This window comes from Nocardioides sp. Root122, from assembly GCF_001425025.1.
GTDB lineage: Bacteria > Actinomycetota > Actinomycetes > Propionibacteriales > Nocardioidaceae > Nocardioides.
In genome coordinates, this window is the sequence record NZ_LMDE01000010.1 from 86,995 (window position 1) to 100,749 (window position 13,755).

14 protein-coding genes are annotated in these 13,755 nt (G+C 74.1%); 4 read left to right on the plus strand and 10 right to left on the minus strand.

Annotated elements, in window-relative coordinates:
* Positions 1 to 18: 18 nt before the first annotated feature.
* On the minus strand, positions 19 to 276 hold the full coding sequence (locus ASC64_RS09635) for a hypothetical protein (RefSeq protein WP_162245786.1): 258 nt from the start codon (positions 274 to 276) through the stop codon (positions 19 to 21).
* Between ASC64_RS09635 and ASC64_RS09640 the strand changes: the two genes are divergently transcribed.
* Together ASC64_RS09640 and ASC64_RS09645 are read left to right on the plus strand one after the other, a co-directional pair.
* Entirely contained in the window at positions 266 to 589 is a 324-nt protein-coding gene (locus ASC64_RS09640; protein ID WP_056907333.1) for a putative quinol monooxygenase, read from the plus strand. The genes ASC64_RS09635 and ASC64_RS09640 overlap by 11 nt on opposite strands.
* A gap of 86 nt (positions 590 to 675) precedes the next feature.
* Positions 676 to 1,539 (plus strand): universal stress protein, encoded by an 864-nt coding sequence (locus ASC64_RS09645; protein ID WP_082550346.1) that lies wholly within the window; start codon positions 676 to 678, stop codon positions 1,537 to 1,539.
* Positions 1,540 to 1,554: 15 nt separating this feature from the next.
* Here the strand turns inward: ASC64_RS09645 and ASC64_RS09650 are convergent, their stop codons facing one another.
* From ASC64_RS09650 to ASC64_RS09680, 7 genes are all read right to left on the minus strand, one after another.
* The gene (locus tag ASC64_RS09650) at positions 1,555 to 2,595 is read right to left on the minus strand and encodes an NAD(P)/FAD-dependent oxidoreductase (RefSeq protein WP_056907334.1); all 1,041 of its coding nucleotides are present in this window, start codon (positions 2,593 to 2,595) and stop codon (positions 1,555 to 1,557) included.
* Positions 2,588 to 3,145 (minus strand): isoprenylcysteine carboxyl methyltransferase family protein, encoded by a 558-nt coding sequence (locus ASC64_RS09655; RefSeq protein ID WP_056907335.1) that lies wholly within the window; start codon positions 3,143 to 3,145, stop codon positions 2,588 to 2,590. Before ASC64_RS09655 ends, ASC64_RS09650 begins: the two co-directional genes overlap by 8 nt.
* Entirely contained in the window at positions 3,142 to 4,197 is a 1,056-nt protein-coding gene (locus ASC64_RS09660) for a type III polyketide synthase (protein WP_056907336.1), read from the minus strand. The genes ASC64_RS09655 and ASC64_RS09660 overlap by 4 nt, the downstream gene beginning before the upstream one ends.
* Positions 4,194 to 5,393 carry an NAD(P)/FAD-dependent oxidoreductase gene (locus tag ASC64_RS09665; RefSeq protein ID WP_056907337.1) on the minus strand — a complete coding sequence of 400 codons (1,200 nt, stop codon included), beginning with the start codon at positions 5,391 to 5,393 and terminating at the stop codon, positions 4,194 to 4,196. The genes ASC64_RS09660 and ASC64_RS09665 overlap by 4 nt, the downstream gene beginning before the upstream one ends.
* Complete coding sequence (locus tag ASC64_RS09670; RefSeq protein ID WP_235563634.1) at positions 5,390 to 6,217, minus strand: UbiA family prenyltransferase; 828 nt, start codon at positions 6,215 to 6,217, stop codon at positions 5,390 to 5,392. The genes ASC64_RS09665 and ASC64_RS09670 overlap by 4 nt, the downstream gene beginning before the upstream one ends.
* Before the next feature lie 102 nt (positions 6,218 to 6,319).
* Complete coding sequence (locus tag ASC64_RS09675; RefSeq protein WP_056907338.1) at positions 6,320 to 6,613, minus strand: hypothetical protein; 294 nt, start codon at positions 6,611 to 6,613, stop codon at positions 6,320 to 6,322.
* Positions 6,614 to 6,644: 31 nt separating this feature from the next.
* A complete protein-coding gene (locus ASC64_RS09680; protein WP_056907339.1) occupies positions 6,645 to 8,072 on the minus strand; it encodes a short-chain fatty acid transporter in 1,428 nt (475 codons plus the stop codon).
* 51 nt (positions 8,073 to 8,123) lie between these two features.
* Between ASC64_RS09680 and ASC64_RS09685 the strand changes: the two genes are divergently transcribed.
* A complete protein-coding gene (locus ASC64_RS09685; RefSeq protein WP_056907340.1) occupies positions 8,124 to 9,740 on the plus strand; it encodes an amidohydrolase in 1,617 nt (538 codons plus the stop codon).
* A 22-nt stretch (positions 9,741 to 9,762) separates the two neighbouring features.
* Here ASC64_RS09685 and ASC64_RS09690 read toward each other — a convergent pair whose 3' ends face one another.
* Together ASC64_RS09690 and ASC64_RS09695 are read right to left on the minus strand one after the other, a co-directional pair.
* Positions 9,763 to 11,229 carry a protein adenylyltransferase SelO gene (locus ASC64_RS09690; RefSeq protein WP_056907341.1) on the minus strand — a complete coding sequence of 489 codons (1,467 nt, stop codon included), beginning with the start codon at positions 11,227 to 11,229 and terminating at the stop codon, positions 9,763 to 9,765.
* Positions 11,230 to 11,271: 42 nt separating this feature from the next.
* Positions 11,272 to 12,837 carry a peptide chain release factor 3 gene (locus ASC64_RS09695; RefSeq protein WP_156385113.1) on the minus strand — a complete coding sequence of 522 codons (1,566 nt, stop codon included), beginning with the start codon at positions 12,835 to 12,837 and terminating at the stop codon, positions 11,272 to 11,274.
* Positions 12,838 to 13,008: 171 nt separating this feature from the next.
* Here ASC64_RS09695 and ASC64_RS09700 point away from each other — a divergent pair, with 171 nt between their 5' ends.
* A complete protein-coding gene (locus ASC64_RS09700; protein ID WP_056907343.1) occupies positions 13,009 to 13,722 on the plus strand; it encodes a hypothetical protein in 714 nt (237 codons plus the stop codon).
* Positions 13,723 to 13,755: the final 33 nt, after the last annotated feature.

The window sequence follows — 13,755 nt, forward strand, 5'->3', positions numbered from 1 at the left end:
GGTGGATGTCGTACCGGGTCAACCTGCTGCAGACCATGCCACGGCTCGCGCCAAGCTCGGCGCCCGCTCGGCCTCTTCGGACTGGCTCTCGACACCGGCCGGGCCCCGCTGGCGGTCGTCGTCGGGGCCGTGCTCGGTATCGTCTCCGAACGGCTGGGCAGAGCGATGCACGCTGCGGTCGGCGGGCGGCACCATACCCGCAACGTCCGCACCGAGCACCGCCACGCGAGCCGACGACCCGTCACCGATCGAGAAGAGAGTCACCTTGATCTTCATCACCGCCAAGTTCCCCGTGCTGCCGGAGCACGCCGAGTCGTGGCCCGAGATCTCGCGGGCCTTCACCGAGGCCACCCGCGCCGAGGAGGGCTGCCTGTGGTTCGAGTGGTCGCGCAGCCTCGACGACCCGAACGAGTACGTCCTCGTCGAGGCGTTCCGCGACGGCGACGCCGGTGGCGCCCACGTCGGGTCGGAGCACTTCAAAGCCGCCCAGGCCGAGCTGCCGCAGTACCTCGCCCGCACGCCCGCCATCGTCTCCACGGCCGTCGACCAGGACGGCTGGAACGAGCTCGGCGAGATGAAGGTCGGCTGACCGCTCCCCCCTGACGGGACCTTCGCCCGCCGATCCGGGGACCTCGGGCCCTGCCTTGCGCGCCCCCGCCGAGCCAGCGTGGAGGCATGACGACGACACTCCCGATCCTGGTGGCCTACGACGGCTCGGCCGACGCCGAGCGTGCCCTGCAGTGGTCCGCGGCCGAGTCGCTGCGCACCGACGTGCCGCTGCGCGTCCTCGCGGTCAACGCGGTCGTGCCGCCCACCTGGGGCGGGATGGCGGGCGGGGTGGGCATGGCCGGCGTGGTCGACATCCCGGTCGGTGACTCCTCCGCGCTGCTGGAGCAGGCCGACAAGACGCTCTCGGATGCCGGGGTCGGCTCCGCCACCCTGGACCAGGCGACCGGCCACGTCGTCGACGTCCTGCTCCGTGCCGGCGAGTCCGCCTCGATGCTCGTCGTCGGCAGCCACGGCCACGGAAGGACCGGCGAGGCGCTGATCGGCTCCGTCAGCCAGCACCTCGCGCGGCACGCGACCTGCCCGGTGGTCGTCGTACGCCAGGCGCGCGACCCGGAGGCGCGGCGCATCGTCGTCGGCATCGACGGCTCCCGCTCCAGCGCGACCGCCCTGGACTACGCCTGCCGACGCGCCGAGGACACCGGCGAGACCGTCGTCGCGATCCACGCGTGGCGCGTCCACGCCCCCTCGACCGACGTGTGGAGCAGCTCGCCCCGCAGCGTCGACACCGAGGAGCGCGAGAGGCTGCTCGCCGAGAGCGTGGCAGGCGTCCGCGAGGACCACCCCGACGTACGCCTCGAGCAGGCCGTCGTCCCGGTCGCTCCCGGCCAGGCCCTGGTCGACGCCTCCGCGGGCGCGTCACTGGTCGTGGTGGGCTCGCGCGGGCTCGGCTTCTTCAGCGGCCTGCTGCTGGGCTCGGTGAGCCAGGTCGTGCTCCACCGGGCCGAGTGCCCGGTGGCCGTGGTCCGCTGAGCGGGCCCGAGCCGGTCAGGCCGGCACCTCGATCGGGCGCGCCAGCTGGTTGACGGCGGCCGAGAAGAGCCACGGGGCCCGGCGGGCGGCCGGCACGAGCAGGCGACGCACCGGCGCGTGCGCGGTGCTGCTCAGCAGCGCGCGGGTGAGCAGCTCGTGGCGCAGTGCGAGGCGCCGTGCCAGCCGGTCGTAGTCCTCGGGTCGCTGCCGGACCAGGCAGCCCACGGCGGCCCGCGCCTGCGCGAGGCCGAGGGCGATCCCCTCGCCGGTCAGCGCGTCGACGTAGCCGCCGGCGTCACCGGCGAGCAGCACCCGCCCGGCCGCCCGGGCGCGCGCCTGCTGGCGCAGTGGGCCGGCGCCCATCACCCGGGTGCGCGGGCCGGTGAGCCGCTCGCGCAGCACCGGGAAGTCCTCGAGCACGTCCTCGAAGCGGGTGCCCCGCTCGACGAGCACCGCGAGGCCCACGAGGTCGTCGGCGACCGGGGTGACGTAGGCCTCGGCGCGCGGCGACCAGTGCACCTCGACGTAGGAGGTCCACGGCGCCTGCTCGACGTGGCAGCGCAGGCCGAAGCGCGGACGTCCGGACGCTGGTGCGTCGAGCCCGACGAGGCGGCGCACGGGGGAGTGGAGGCCGTCAGCGGCGAGCAGGAACCGGGCCGGCTCACCGTCGACGACCACGTGGTCACCCGCCTGGCGCACGTCCTCCACGGGCCGGTGCTCGACGGGCACGTCCGCGGCCGCGAGCCGGTCGGACAGCGCGGCGTGCAGCACCGTGCGCCGCACCCCGCGGCCGGCGCCGGCGCGGAACGGCGCGGTGGCGCCCCGTCCGGCGGTCGCGGCGTCGAGGTAGTGGATGCCGGTCAGGTCGCGTCCCGAGGGGTCGACCCCGAGTGCCGCGAGCTCGGCAACGGCGCCGGGCATCAGGCCCTCGCCGCAGGCCTTGTCGATCGGGCCCGGGCGCGGCTCGCGGATGACGACGTCGAGGCCGAGACGGCGCGCGTGCAGGGCCGCGGCCATCCCGACCGGGCCACCGCCGGCCACCACGAGGTCACGCACGGGCAGGCTGGCCGGATGAGGGCGGCGGGGTTGCGGGCAGCGTGGCCAGCGCGGTGTCCTCGGCCCTGATGCGTACGGCGAGGAGGCCGGCGTTGAGCACCGTGAAGACGACGGCGGTGATCCAGCCGGCGTGCACCAGCGGGAGGGCGAACCCCTCGACCACGACGGCGACGTAGTTGGGGTGGGACAGCAGCCGGTAGGGGCCCGAGCGCACCGCCGCGAGACCGGGCACGACGATGACCCGGGTGTTCCAGCGGCGCCCGAGCGTGCCGATGCACCACCAGCGCAGCGCCTGCGAGAGCACCACGAGCCCGAGCATCGACCAGGCCAGCACCGACGGCACGTCGGGCCGGCGGACCCAGGCCTCGACGAGCGCCCCGACCAGCAGGCCGGTGTGGAGGACCACCATGAAGGGGTAGTGGCCCTGCCCGGTCTCGATCCCGCCGCGCTCCTTGCTCCACGCCGCGTTGCGGACCGAGACCACGAGCTCGGCGAGGCGCTCCAGGCCGACGAGGAGCACGAGGACGGTGAACGCCAGCAGGGTCGTCATGCGGTGGCCCTCAGCAGCACCAGCTCGGAGCAGAACCCGGGGCCCATGGCGAGCAGCACGCCGTGGGTGCCGGGTGCCGGCGGGCGGTCGCGGAGCGTGTCCTCGAGGACGTGCAGCACCGACACCGAGGACAGGTTGCCGACCCGGGCCAGCGAGTCCCAGGTCAGCTGCACGGCGTCCCGAGGCACCTCGAGCGCCGACTCGAGCGCCTCGATCACCTTGGGGCCACCGGGGTGGCAGACCCACCAGCCGATGTCGTCGCGGGTGAGGTCGTGCTCGGCGAGGAAGCGGTCGACGTCGTCGCGCAGGAAGCGCTCGACCAGGGCCGGCACCTCCGCGTCGAGCACGATCCGCAGGCCGCTGGCGGCCACGTCGAAGCCCATCGTCCGCTCGCTGTCGGGGTAGAGCCGGCTGCGCGAGTCCAGCACCTCGACGGGGCCCGGTCGGCCGCGGTCGCCGACCGCGACGACCGCGGAGGCGCCGTCGCCGAAGAGCCCGCTGGCCACCAGGTTGGGCACCGACGTGTCGTCGCGCTGCACGGTCAGGGAGCACAGCTCGACGGCCACCAGCGCGGCGGTGTGCCCGGGATGGCCGAGGAGGTAGTCGTGCACCCGCGCGATCCCGGCCGCGCCGGCCACGCACCCGAGGCCGACGAGCGGCATCCGTCGTACGTCCTCGCGGAGGCCGACCTGGGCGGCGATGCGGGCGTCCAGCGACGGGACGGCGAGCCCGGTGACCGTCGCCGTGACCACCAGGTCGAGGTCGGACGGCGTCAGGTCGGCCGCCTTGAGGGCGTCGACGAGCGCCCGCGAGCCCAGCTCGACGGCGTGCTCGATGAAGAGGTCGTTGGAGTGGCCGAAGTCGGTGAGCCCGGCGTACTGGTCGAGCGGCAGGACCGTGTGACGTCGCTCGACCCCGGCGTTGGCGTGGAAGCGCCGCAGCAGCGCGCGGTCGAGGCTGCCCTGGGTGATGAACTCGGCGAAGGCCTCGGTGATCTCGGCCTGCGGGTGGGAGTGCGGGGGCAGGGCCCCGCGTGCGGAGAGGATCTTCATGGCGTCTTCCTCATCGTGACTTCGGGGGTGGGGGTGGGTCGGTGTGGGTGCAGCAGGGCGCGGGCCAGGCCGGCCGCGAGGCGGGCGTCGATGCGCCCGTCGCCGAGGCCGATCTCGACAAGCGTGTCGAAGACGTGCCGGTCGCGGCCGGCGGCCCGGATGCCGGCGTCCACGACGCGCGGCGACCGGGCGAGCCGGGAGGCGGTCCAGGTGTGCTTGAGGTGGGCGCCGAGCAGGCGTCGTACGCCGTGGCGGTGGAGCGCGCCGGCCCCCTCCGGCGTGCCGGCGGCCAGGCTGCGTGCGGCGGTGCGGCCCGCAGCGATCCCGGTGGCGACGGCGTAGTAGATGCCCTCGCCGGTCATCGGGTTGACCAGTCCTGCGGCGTCACCCGCGAGCAACGTCGGCCCGTCGGGCTGGTCCCAGCGCCACCCGCTGAGGGGCAGGTGGTGGCCCCGCCAGTCGCTGCCGGTGCTCGCCGCGCCCGGGATGAGCTCCTCGAGCTGGTCGAGGAGGAGCTGTCGGCTCGGCGGACTGCCGGTGCCCCGCTCGCCCGGCAGGAGCTCGCCGTAGCCGACGTTGGCCAGGCCGTCGCCGCGGTCGAAGGCCCAGGCGTACGACGGCTGGCGCCGGTCGCCGTAGCGGATCACCTGGCGCCCGGCGATCTCCGGGGGCGTCGGGGCGTAGCCGCGGATGGCGATCGCGCGGGGCTCCCGACGTCGTCCGAGGAGTGACTCGCGCACGAGGGAGTGCGCCCCGTCGGCGCCGACCACGACGCGTGCGGCGAGCTCGTCGGACACGACCGGACCGTCGGCGCCGGCGCCGAGCGACGACACGCGGTGCCGCCGCAGCACGGCACCGGCGGCCACGGCCCGCTCGACCAGCCGGGCGTCGAAGACCTGCCGGGGCACGACGTGGACCTCGCGCCGCATCGGGCCGGCGACCTCGACGTCGGAGTGGGAGAGCGACAGGTGGCGCAGGGGCGTCCAGTCGTCGACGACGTCGGCGGCGCCGACCTCTGCGAGTGCGTCGAGGACGTGCGGTGCGATGCCGTCGCCGCACGACTTGTCGCGGGGGAAGTCGCTCCGGTCGAGCAGCAGCACGCGCAGTCCGGGCTGCTCGGCCAGGGCGCCGAGGGCGGCCGCAGAGCCGGCCGGACCGGCACCGATGACGACGAGGTCCCAGCGCTCGGCGGTCATCGGGCGACCACCAGCAGCACGGCGTCCACGAGCGCGATGCCGATGGCCGCCACGAACGGCCGCCGGCCGCTGCCGCTGACGACGAGCACCGCGAGGACCGTCACGACGGCGCCGGCGGCGACCGCGACCGGAAGCGGGGGCATGGCGCCCGCGAGCACCACGATCGTGGCCGCCACCAGGACACCGGCGGCGAGGGGAGCGATCCGCCGGGGACCCAGGACGTGCGGCAGGCCGCGTACGCCGGTCGCGGCGTCGTCCGCGAGGTCGGGCAGCACGTTGAGCAGGTGGGCGCCGACGCCGAGCAGGGTGGCCCCCACGGGCCACCACCACGGCGGCGCCTCGCCGTCGGCCAGGGTGACGAACGCGGTCAGGCCGCCGAAGGCCAGCGCGTAGGGCAGCCAGGACAGGACGGTGGACTTCAGCCCCAGGTTGTAGGCCCACGCCGCCGCGACGCACCCGAGGTGCACCAGACCGGCGAGCAGGCCGCAGGCCAGGGAGAGGACGACGCACGCGACGACCGCCGCGCCACAGCACGCCTGCACGAGGACGACCGGGACGGTCCCGGCGGCCAAAGGCTTGTCCGTGCGCCCGGCGCTGCGGTCACGGACGAGGTCGATGAGGTCGTTGCTCCAGCCGACCGACAGCTGCCCGGCGAGGACCGCGGCCACGAGCACCACGGCGCGGCCGACATCGAGGCCCTGCGCGGCGGCGAGCAGGGCGGCGAGCACCGTCACCGCGAGTGCCGGGCCGGCGTGCGCGCTGACGAGGAGTCCGCGCACCGGCGCGCTCGCCCCGGCAGGGCCGTGCGACAGCTCGGTTGTCACGCGACCTCCTCGGTCAGCAGGGTGGGGCGGACCGATGTCCTGGAGCGACGGTACCCATGAGTCCCCGAAGCAACGGGCGGGTCGTCCACGGCAGGGACGGCCTCACTCGTCGACGAGCCGGTCCTCGGCCTCTCCGGAGGTGACCTCGAGCCGGAGCGCCAGGACCTTGTCGGGGGCCAGGCCGAGCCGCGCGAGGATGATCTGCACCTGGGGGAGCACCCAGCTGTAGGACTCCACCGCGACCCGATCGGCCTCGCCGCGCACCCGGATCCAGACCACGGGGTCGCCGGCCCGGTCGGGCAGCCAGTGGGCCTCCAGCACGCCGGCCGGCGCGAGCGAGGCGACGATCGGAACCATCGCCGCGTCGACCGAGCGCCGCAGCTGCTCCTCCTCCACCCCGCCACGCTAGCCCGGGCCGGGGACGACCTCAGGGCATCACCGGCGGCACGAACTCGAAGGTGGTGCCGAGCAGCCACAGCAGGAGCAGCACCACCGGCAGGTGGAAGAGGAACTGCAGGAACGTGAAGCCGACGAGGTCGCGCGCCCGGACGCCGAGCACGGCGAGCAGCGGCAGCATGAAGAACGGGTTGACCAGGTTGGGCAGCGCCTCCGCGGCGTTGTAGATCTGGACGGTCCAGCCGAGGTTCATGCCCACGTCGGTCGCGGACTGCATGACGTACGGCGCCTCGACGAGCCACTTGCCACCGCCCGAGGGGACGAGCAGGCCGAGGAGCGCGGTGTAGAGCGCGATCACCACGGCGAAGGCGCCGCCGCCGCCGATGCTGGTGAACAGGTCGGCGAGGTGGTGCGAGACGGTGACCCCGCCCCGGCCCTCGGCCCGGGTGAGGACCGCGGCCATGGCGGCGTACAGCGGGAACTGGACGAGCACGCCGGCCGTGGTGGGCACGGCCTTGGTCACCGCGTTGAGGAAGCCGCGCGGCGTGCCGTGCAGCACGAGGCCGAGGATGAGGAAGACCATCAGGTAGCCGTTGAGGCTGCTGATCACGCTCAGGAACGGCAGCGTCGCCAGCTGCTGGACGAGCCAGCCGAGCGTGAGCAGGCCGACGAGGAGCGGCAGGATCCGTGAGTACTCCAGCCACTCGCCCGGGCGGCTGCGCTCGGCCAGCGGCGCGACCTCGTCGGAGAGGTCGACACCCATGTCCTCGGCGGTCCTGATCGCCTTGCCCTGGGGCGCGGAGGCCCACGCGACGGCGACGCTCAGCGCGATCAGGACGGCCGCCATGGTGAGCGACTGCCAGGTCAGGATCGTGGTGCCGAAGTCGAGCACCCCGGTGATCTCGAGCAGCTCCGGCGGCAGCGACGCCGGGGTGGCCTGCAGCTGCGCGGCCGAGGACGAGAGCCCGAGCGCCCAGACGGCGCCCAGGCCGAGGTAGGCCGCGGCACCGAGCGCGCGGTAGTCGGCGCGCAGGTCGGAGCGCCGCGCGATGGCCCGGGCGAGCAGGCCGCTGAAGACCAGGCTCAGGCCCCAGTTGAGCATCGAGACCAGGCACGACAGCAGTGCCACGAAGGCGACCGCGCCGCGCGGGCTCGACGGGTAGAGGGCGATCCGCTCGATCACCTTCGCGACGGGCGGTGAGGTGGCCACGACGTAGCCGGTGAGCACCACCATCGCCATCTGCAGGGTGAACTGGGCGAGGTCCCAGAAGCCGCCGCCGAACGTCTCGGCCACCAGCACCGGGCTCGAGCCGTTGACCATGGCGGCCACGGCGACGAGCACGACGCCGGCGAGGGCGAAGACGTAGGCGTCGGGGAACCACTTCTCGGTCCATGCTGCGCTGCGCTGGGCGAGGCGGGCGAGGCCCCGTTCGTGCTCCGTGCCCGAGAGAGTCGACATGGCTCACGAACGTATCTGCCGTGCTGCCACGGGAGGGCCGCGGGGTGCAGGATGGCCGGCGTGAGCCCAGTCTTCCGCAACGCGACGGTCTTCGACGGGCACGCCTACCTCGGTGCGGTCGGCGACGTCGTCGTCGATGGCGGCCGGGTCGTCGCGCTGGGCGAGGACGTCGCGCCCGTGGGTGCGACCGTCGTCGACGTCGCCGGCGGCCTGCTGCTGCCCGGCTTCACCGACGCGCACGTGCACCCGATCCAGGGCGGGATCGAGCGGTTGGCCTGCGACCTGAGCGAGGTGCCGGTCGACCGCGCCGCCTACCTCGTCCACATCGGGGACTACGTCGCTGCGCACCCGGAGCTCGCGTGGGTCCAGGGCGGTGGCTGGGCTATGGCGGCCTTCCCGGGCGGCCTGCCGACCGCGGCCGAGCTCGACGCGGTGGCGCCGGACCGGCCCGTCGCGCTGGTCAACCGCGACCACCACGGCATGTGGGCCAACAGCCGCGCCCTGGCTCTCGCCGGCATCACCGCGGCGACGCCCGACCCCGAGCACGGGCGCATCGAGCGCGACCCGGACGGCTCACCGACCGGCGTGCTGCACGAGGGCGCCATGGACCTCCTCGCCGGGGTGCTGCCCGCCGCGGACGACGCGCTCATGCACGCGGGCTTCCTCGAGGGCCAGCGCCACCTGCTGTCGCTGGGCATCACGAGCTGGCAGGACGCGATCGTCGGCGCCTACTCGGGCATGCGTGACGCCGGACCGACCTACGCCCGCGCCGCGGCGAACGGCGACCTGGTCGCCACCGTCGTGGGTGCGCTGTGGTGGGAGCGCGACCGCGGGATCGAGCAGGTCGCCGACATGGTCGCGAAGCGGGCCGAGTGGTCGCGCGGCCGGTTCTCCGCGACCGCGGTCAAGATCATGCAGGACGGCGTGGCGGAGAACGGGACCGCCGCCCTCGTCGAGCCCTACCTCGACCGCTGCGGCCACGCGACCCGCAACAGCGGCATCTCCTTCGTCGACCCGGCCCGGTTGCCGTCGTACGTCGCCGAGCTCGATGCGCAGGGTTTCCAGGTGCACTTCCACGGGCTGGGGGACCGCGGCGTGCGCGAGGCGCTCGACGCGCTCGAGGGCACCGACCCGGTCCGCCGCCACCACGTCGCGCACCTGCAGCTGGTGCACCCCGACGACGTGCCGCGCTTCGGCCGGCTCGGGGTCGCGGCCAACATCCAGGCGCTGTGGGCGTGCCTCGACGAGCAGATGACCGAGCTGACGATGCCGTTCCTCGGTGCCGAGCGGGCCGGACGGCAGTACCCCTTCGCCGACCTCCACGCCTCCGGCGCCCGCCTCGTCGCCGGCAGCGACTGGCCGGTCAGCACGCCCGACCCGCTGGCCGCGATCCACACCGCGGTGCACCGCACGTCGTACGGCGAACCGGGGCCGGCGGGCACCGACCCCTTCCTCCCCGAGCAGGCTCTCCCGATCGAGGTGGCCTTCGCCGCGTGCACGAGCGGGTCGGCGTGGGTGAACCACCGCGACGACGCCGGCACCGTCTCTGCCGGGTCGGTCGCGGACCTCGTCGTGCTGGACACCGACCCGTTCCAGACGCCCGAGGACATCGGTGCTGCGCGCGTCCGGTCGACGTGGATCGCCGGGGAGCCGGTCTTCGAGGCCTGAGGAGCGGGGCTCCGCGCCCGGGTCAGGTCCCGCAGAAGGTCTGGTAGCCGCGGCCGAAGGAGTCCGGGGCCGGCTCGGCGAAGCGCTCGAGACCGGGCCGCACGTCGTAGGGGGCGGACAGGACGTCGAGGAGCTCGCGCAGTGGGCCGAGGTCGCCGTCGGTGCCGGCGGCCAGCGCCTCCTCGACGAGGTGGTTGCGCGGGACGTAGGCGGGGTTGACCCGGTCCATCGCGTCGGCGTCGGGGGAGAGCGCGAGCCAGCGCTCGGCCCAGGCGTCGTACGCCGCCAGGTCGAGCACGAGCCCACGCGCGGGTCCGGAGTCGCCCCGGGCCGCGGCGCCGAGGCCGCGGAAGAAGGAGGTGTGGTCGACGTGGTTGTCGCGCATCAGCGTGACGAGGTCCGCGACCAGTCCATCGGCCACGTCGTCGGCCAGGCCGGCGGGCAGGCCGAGCTTGGCGTGCATGCCGGCCTTCCACTCCCCGGAGTAGAGGTCGCGGAACCTCTCCAGTGACGCCACGGCCAGGGCGACGGCGTCGTCCTGGTCGTCGGCGAGCAGGGGGAGGAGTACCTCGGCGAACCGGGCGAGGTTCCACTCGGCGACGACCGGCTGGTTGCCGAAGGCGTAGCGGCCGCCGGTGTCGATCGAGCTGAAGACCGTCGCCGGGTCGAAGGCGTCGATGAAGGCGCAGGGGCCGTAGTCGATGGTCTCGCCGGAGATGGTCATGTTGTCGGTGTTCATCACGCCGTGGACGAACCCGACGAGCATCCACCGGGCCACGAGCGAGGCCTGGGTCGCGATGACGGCATCGAGGAGCGCGAGGTGCGGCTGGTCGGCGGCCGCCGCTGCCGGGTGGTGCCGGGCGATGGCGTGGTCGGCGAGGCGGCGGAGCAGGTCGAGGTCGTCCGTGGCCCGGGCGTACTGGAAGGACCCGACCCGCAGGTGGCTGCTCGCGACGCGCGCCAGCAACGCGCCGGGCAGCAGCGTCTCGCGGCGCACGTCGCGGCCGGTCGCGACGACGGCCAGCGACCGGGTGGTGGGGATGCCGAGGGCGTGCATCGCCTCGCTGACGACGTACTCGCGCAGCATCGGGCCGACCGCGGCGAAGCCGTCGCCGCCGCGGGAGAACGGCGTGGGGCCGGATCCCTTGAGGTGCAGGTCCTGGAGCCGACCCTGACGGTCGGTCAGCTCGCCGAGGAGGAGCGCGCGGCCGTCGCCGAGCCGCGGTGAGTAGCCGCCGAACTGGTGGCCCGCGTAGGCCTGGGCCACCGGGGTCGCCCCCTCGGGGACGTGGGTGCCGGTCAGGAGCCCGAGGCCGTCCGCGGTGCGCAGCCACTCCGGGTCGAGGCCCAGGTCGACCGCGAGGGCGTCGTTGAGCACGAGCAGGCTCGGGTGCGGCACCTCGGCGCCGTGCCACGGCAGCGCCAGCTCGGGCAGGTCGCTGGCGAACCGGTTGCCGAGCTCGAGGTCCGAGGTCACGTGGGCAGTCACCCCGTCGACGATACGTGGGGCGGGCACACCGCGCCGACCGGCTCAGGCACCGCCGGCGGGCAGCGCCTCGAGCATGATGTCCGGGTTGTCGCGGGCGGTGACCTGGGCACGCCACTGGTCGACGAACAGGGCGAGGTGCGTGCCGTCGCTGCGCTGGAGGACCTCGACGCCGCGCTTGCCGGCCAGGGCGGCGGCGCCGGCCGCGTCGGTGCGGCGGGCGACCTGGTAGTCCAGGCGGGAGAGGCGGATGGGGGCGTTGAACTCGTTGGTCATCCGGTCCTCGACGACCTCGAACTGCATCGGGCCGACCGCGGCCAGGACCGGGTTCTGGTCGCCGCGGAGGTCGGAGCGCAGCACCTGCACCACGCCCTCCTGGTCGAGCTGCTCGATGCCGCGCCGGAACTGCTTGTAGCGACCGATGTCACCGGCGCTGGCGGTCACGAAGTGCTCGGGTGCGAAGCTCGGGACGGGCGGGTACTCGATGGCGTCGCCCACGTAGACGGTGTCGCCGACCCGCAGCGCCTGCGCGTTGACGAAGCCGATCACGTCGCCGGGCTCGGCGGTCTCGATCACGGTCGTGTCGCGCCCGAAGACCGACTGCGCGAACTTCGTGGTGAAGGGGCGGCCGGTGGAGGCGTGGGTGACCACCATGCCGCGCTCGAACGTGCCGGACACGACGCGGGCGTAGGCGAGGCGGTCGCGGTGGGCGTTGTTCATGCCGGACTGCACCTTGAAGACGAAGGCGCTGAACTCGTCGTCGACGTCACGCACGGTGCCGTCGACGCCCAGGGTGGGGCTGGGGTCCGGCGCGATGTCGAGGAGCAGGTCGAGCAGCTGGGCGACGCCGAAGTTCTGGAGGGCCGAGGCGAACATCACGGGAGTGGTCTCGCCGGCGAGGAAGCGCGCCTGGTCGTGGTCGGCCTCGTCGAGCGTGAGCAGCTCGTGCTCCTCGACGGCCGCGTGCCACGGGTGCGCGTCGACGTCCTCGACCTCGTCGGGCCCCATCCGCCGCTCGGGCGCGCGGGTCGCACCACCCGCGGTGCGGGTGTACTTCACGAACTCGCCCGTACGCCGGTCCAGCACGCCGCGGAAGTCGCCGGCCTCGCCGACCGGCCAGGTCAGCGGAGTGGGCCGGAGCTTGATCTTCTCCTGGATGAGGTCCATCAGCTCGAGCGCGGAGAGGCCGGGACGGTCCCACTTGTTGATCACCGTCAGCACCGGGATCCCCCGCAGCGCGCAGACCTTGAACAGCTTGAGGGTCTGGGGCTCGAGGCCCTTTCCGGCGTCGACCAGCATCACCGCGGAGTCGACCGCGGACAGCACGCGGTAGGTGTCCTCGGAGAAGTCGCTGTGGCCCGGGGTGTCGACGAGGTTGATCACGTGGTCGCGGTAGACGAACTGCAGCGCGGCCGACGTGATCGAGATGCCGCGGGCCTTCTCCATCGCCATCCAGTCCGACACCGTGGCGCGACGGTCGCCCTTGCCGTGCACGGCGCCTGCCTCGGTGATCACCCGGGCATGCAGGGCCAGCGCCTCGGTGAGGGTCGACTTGCCCGCGTCGGGGTGGCTGATGACGGCGAACGTACGGCGAGGGCGGGTGTCGGGCACCGCAGAAATCTACCGGCGCCGGGGCCAGACCACCGCTTCGCCGGACGGGCCTCCGGCCGGTGCGGTGCGTGTCGGGTCGCTGTGACCTCGTGTTGCTCGTTCGGCCAACGGCGCGCCTTCCGGTGCGCCACAGTGGGGCCGATCGCCCGGCCGGACGGAGGAGGAGTGCCAATGGATCTCGTCGAGAAGAGACGCCGCGCCCACAGGTTCGTGGCCCTGCGGGTCAACGTCCTGGGGGGCTGGCTGGTCCTGACGCCGGTCGTCCTCTGGAGCTCCGTGGCCGGCGCGTCCGCCATCCCCGTGGCCATGTTCTGGGCGGGCACCATCGGCCTACGGTCCGCGGATGCGTGGGCGTCGGCTCGCGCGACGGGACTGTCCGGACGAGCGGCGGCAACCCTGGCGGGTTGGTGGCGAGCAGCCGCGGTGCTGGTTCTCGCGGTGGCATCGACCGTGCTGACCGCGACCGCGCTGCGACAGCTGACCGTGCTGGGTAACTGGTTGGGCGCGCCCGATGTCGCGAGGCCCGTGGTGGCGGCATTGACGATCATCGTGGTCGGCGCGACCGTGGGGATCGCGGCGGTGGTCGTCCTGTCCCGGTCTCCCGCTGTGACTGGCGAGGCCTCCCAGCAGGACGAGCTGCCCCAACGGCAGCAGGAGCGCGAAGGCCTGCGCGGGGGCCGGCGCGTTGCAGCGGTCGTCGTCGCCGCTGCCCTGGGTGTCGTCAACGTGGTGGTGCTGGCCAGCATCACGCCGCTCGGCGAGTGGGTCGCCGACGGCGGGAGCGGGATGATCCTCGCTGTACCCGTCCTGGCGCTCGCGTTCGCGACCCCGACGGCAGCCGTGTGGTACGCCGGCCGCATGGCCGACGCGGAGCAGCAGGGGTGACTCGCCGGCCAGCGATGCCGGGACGGGTGGGGT

Excerpts from the sequence above, each read along its gene's own strand:
- ASC64_RS09665 (WP_056907337.1), bottom strand. The coding sequence starts at position 5,393 with ATGACCGCCGAGCGCTGGGACCTCGTCGTCATCGGTGCCGGTCCGGCC.
- ASC64_RS09655 (WP_056907335.1), bottom strand. The coding sequence starts at position 3,145 with ATGACGACCCTGCTGGCGTTCACCGTCCTCGTGCTCCTCGTCGGCCTG.
- ASC64_RS09680 (WP_056907339.1), bottom strand. The coding sequence starts at position 8,072 with ATGTCGACTCTCTCGGGCACGGAGCACGAACGGGGCCTCGCCCGCCTC.
- ASC64_RS09660 (WP_056907336.1), bottom strand. The coding sequence starts at position 4,197 with ATGAAGATCCTCTCCGCACGCGGGGCCCTGCCCCCGCACTCCCACCCG.
- ASC64_RS09635 (WP_162245786.1), bottom strand. The coding sequence starts at position 276 with ATGAAGATCAAGGTGACTCTCTTCTCGATCGGTGACGGGTCGTCGGCT.
- ASC64_RS09700 (WP_056907343.1), top strand. The coding sequence starts at position 13,009 with ATGGATCTCGTCGAGAAGAGACGCCGCGCCCACAGGTTCGTGGCCCTG.
- ASC64_RS09645 (WP_082550346.1), top strand. The coding sequence starts at position 676 with ATGACGACGACACTCCCGATCCTGGTGGCCTACGACGGCTCGGCCGAC.
- ASC64_RS09685 (WP_056907340.1), top strand. The coding sequence starts at position 8,124 with ATGGCCGGCGTGAGCCCAGTCTTCCGCAACGCGACGGTCTTCGACGGG.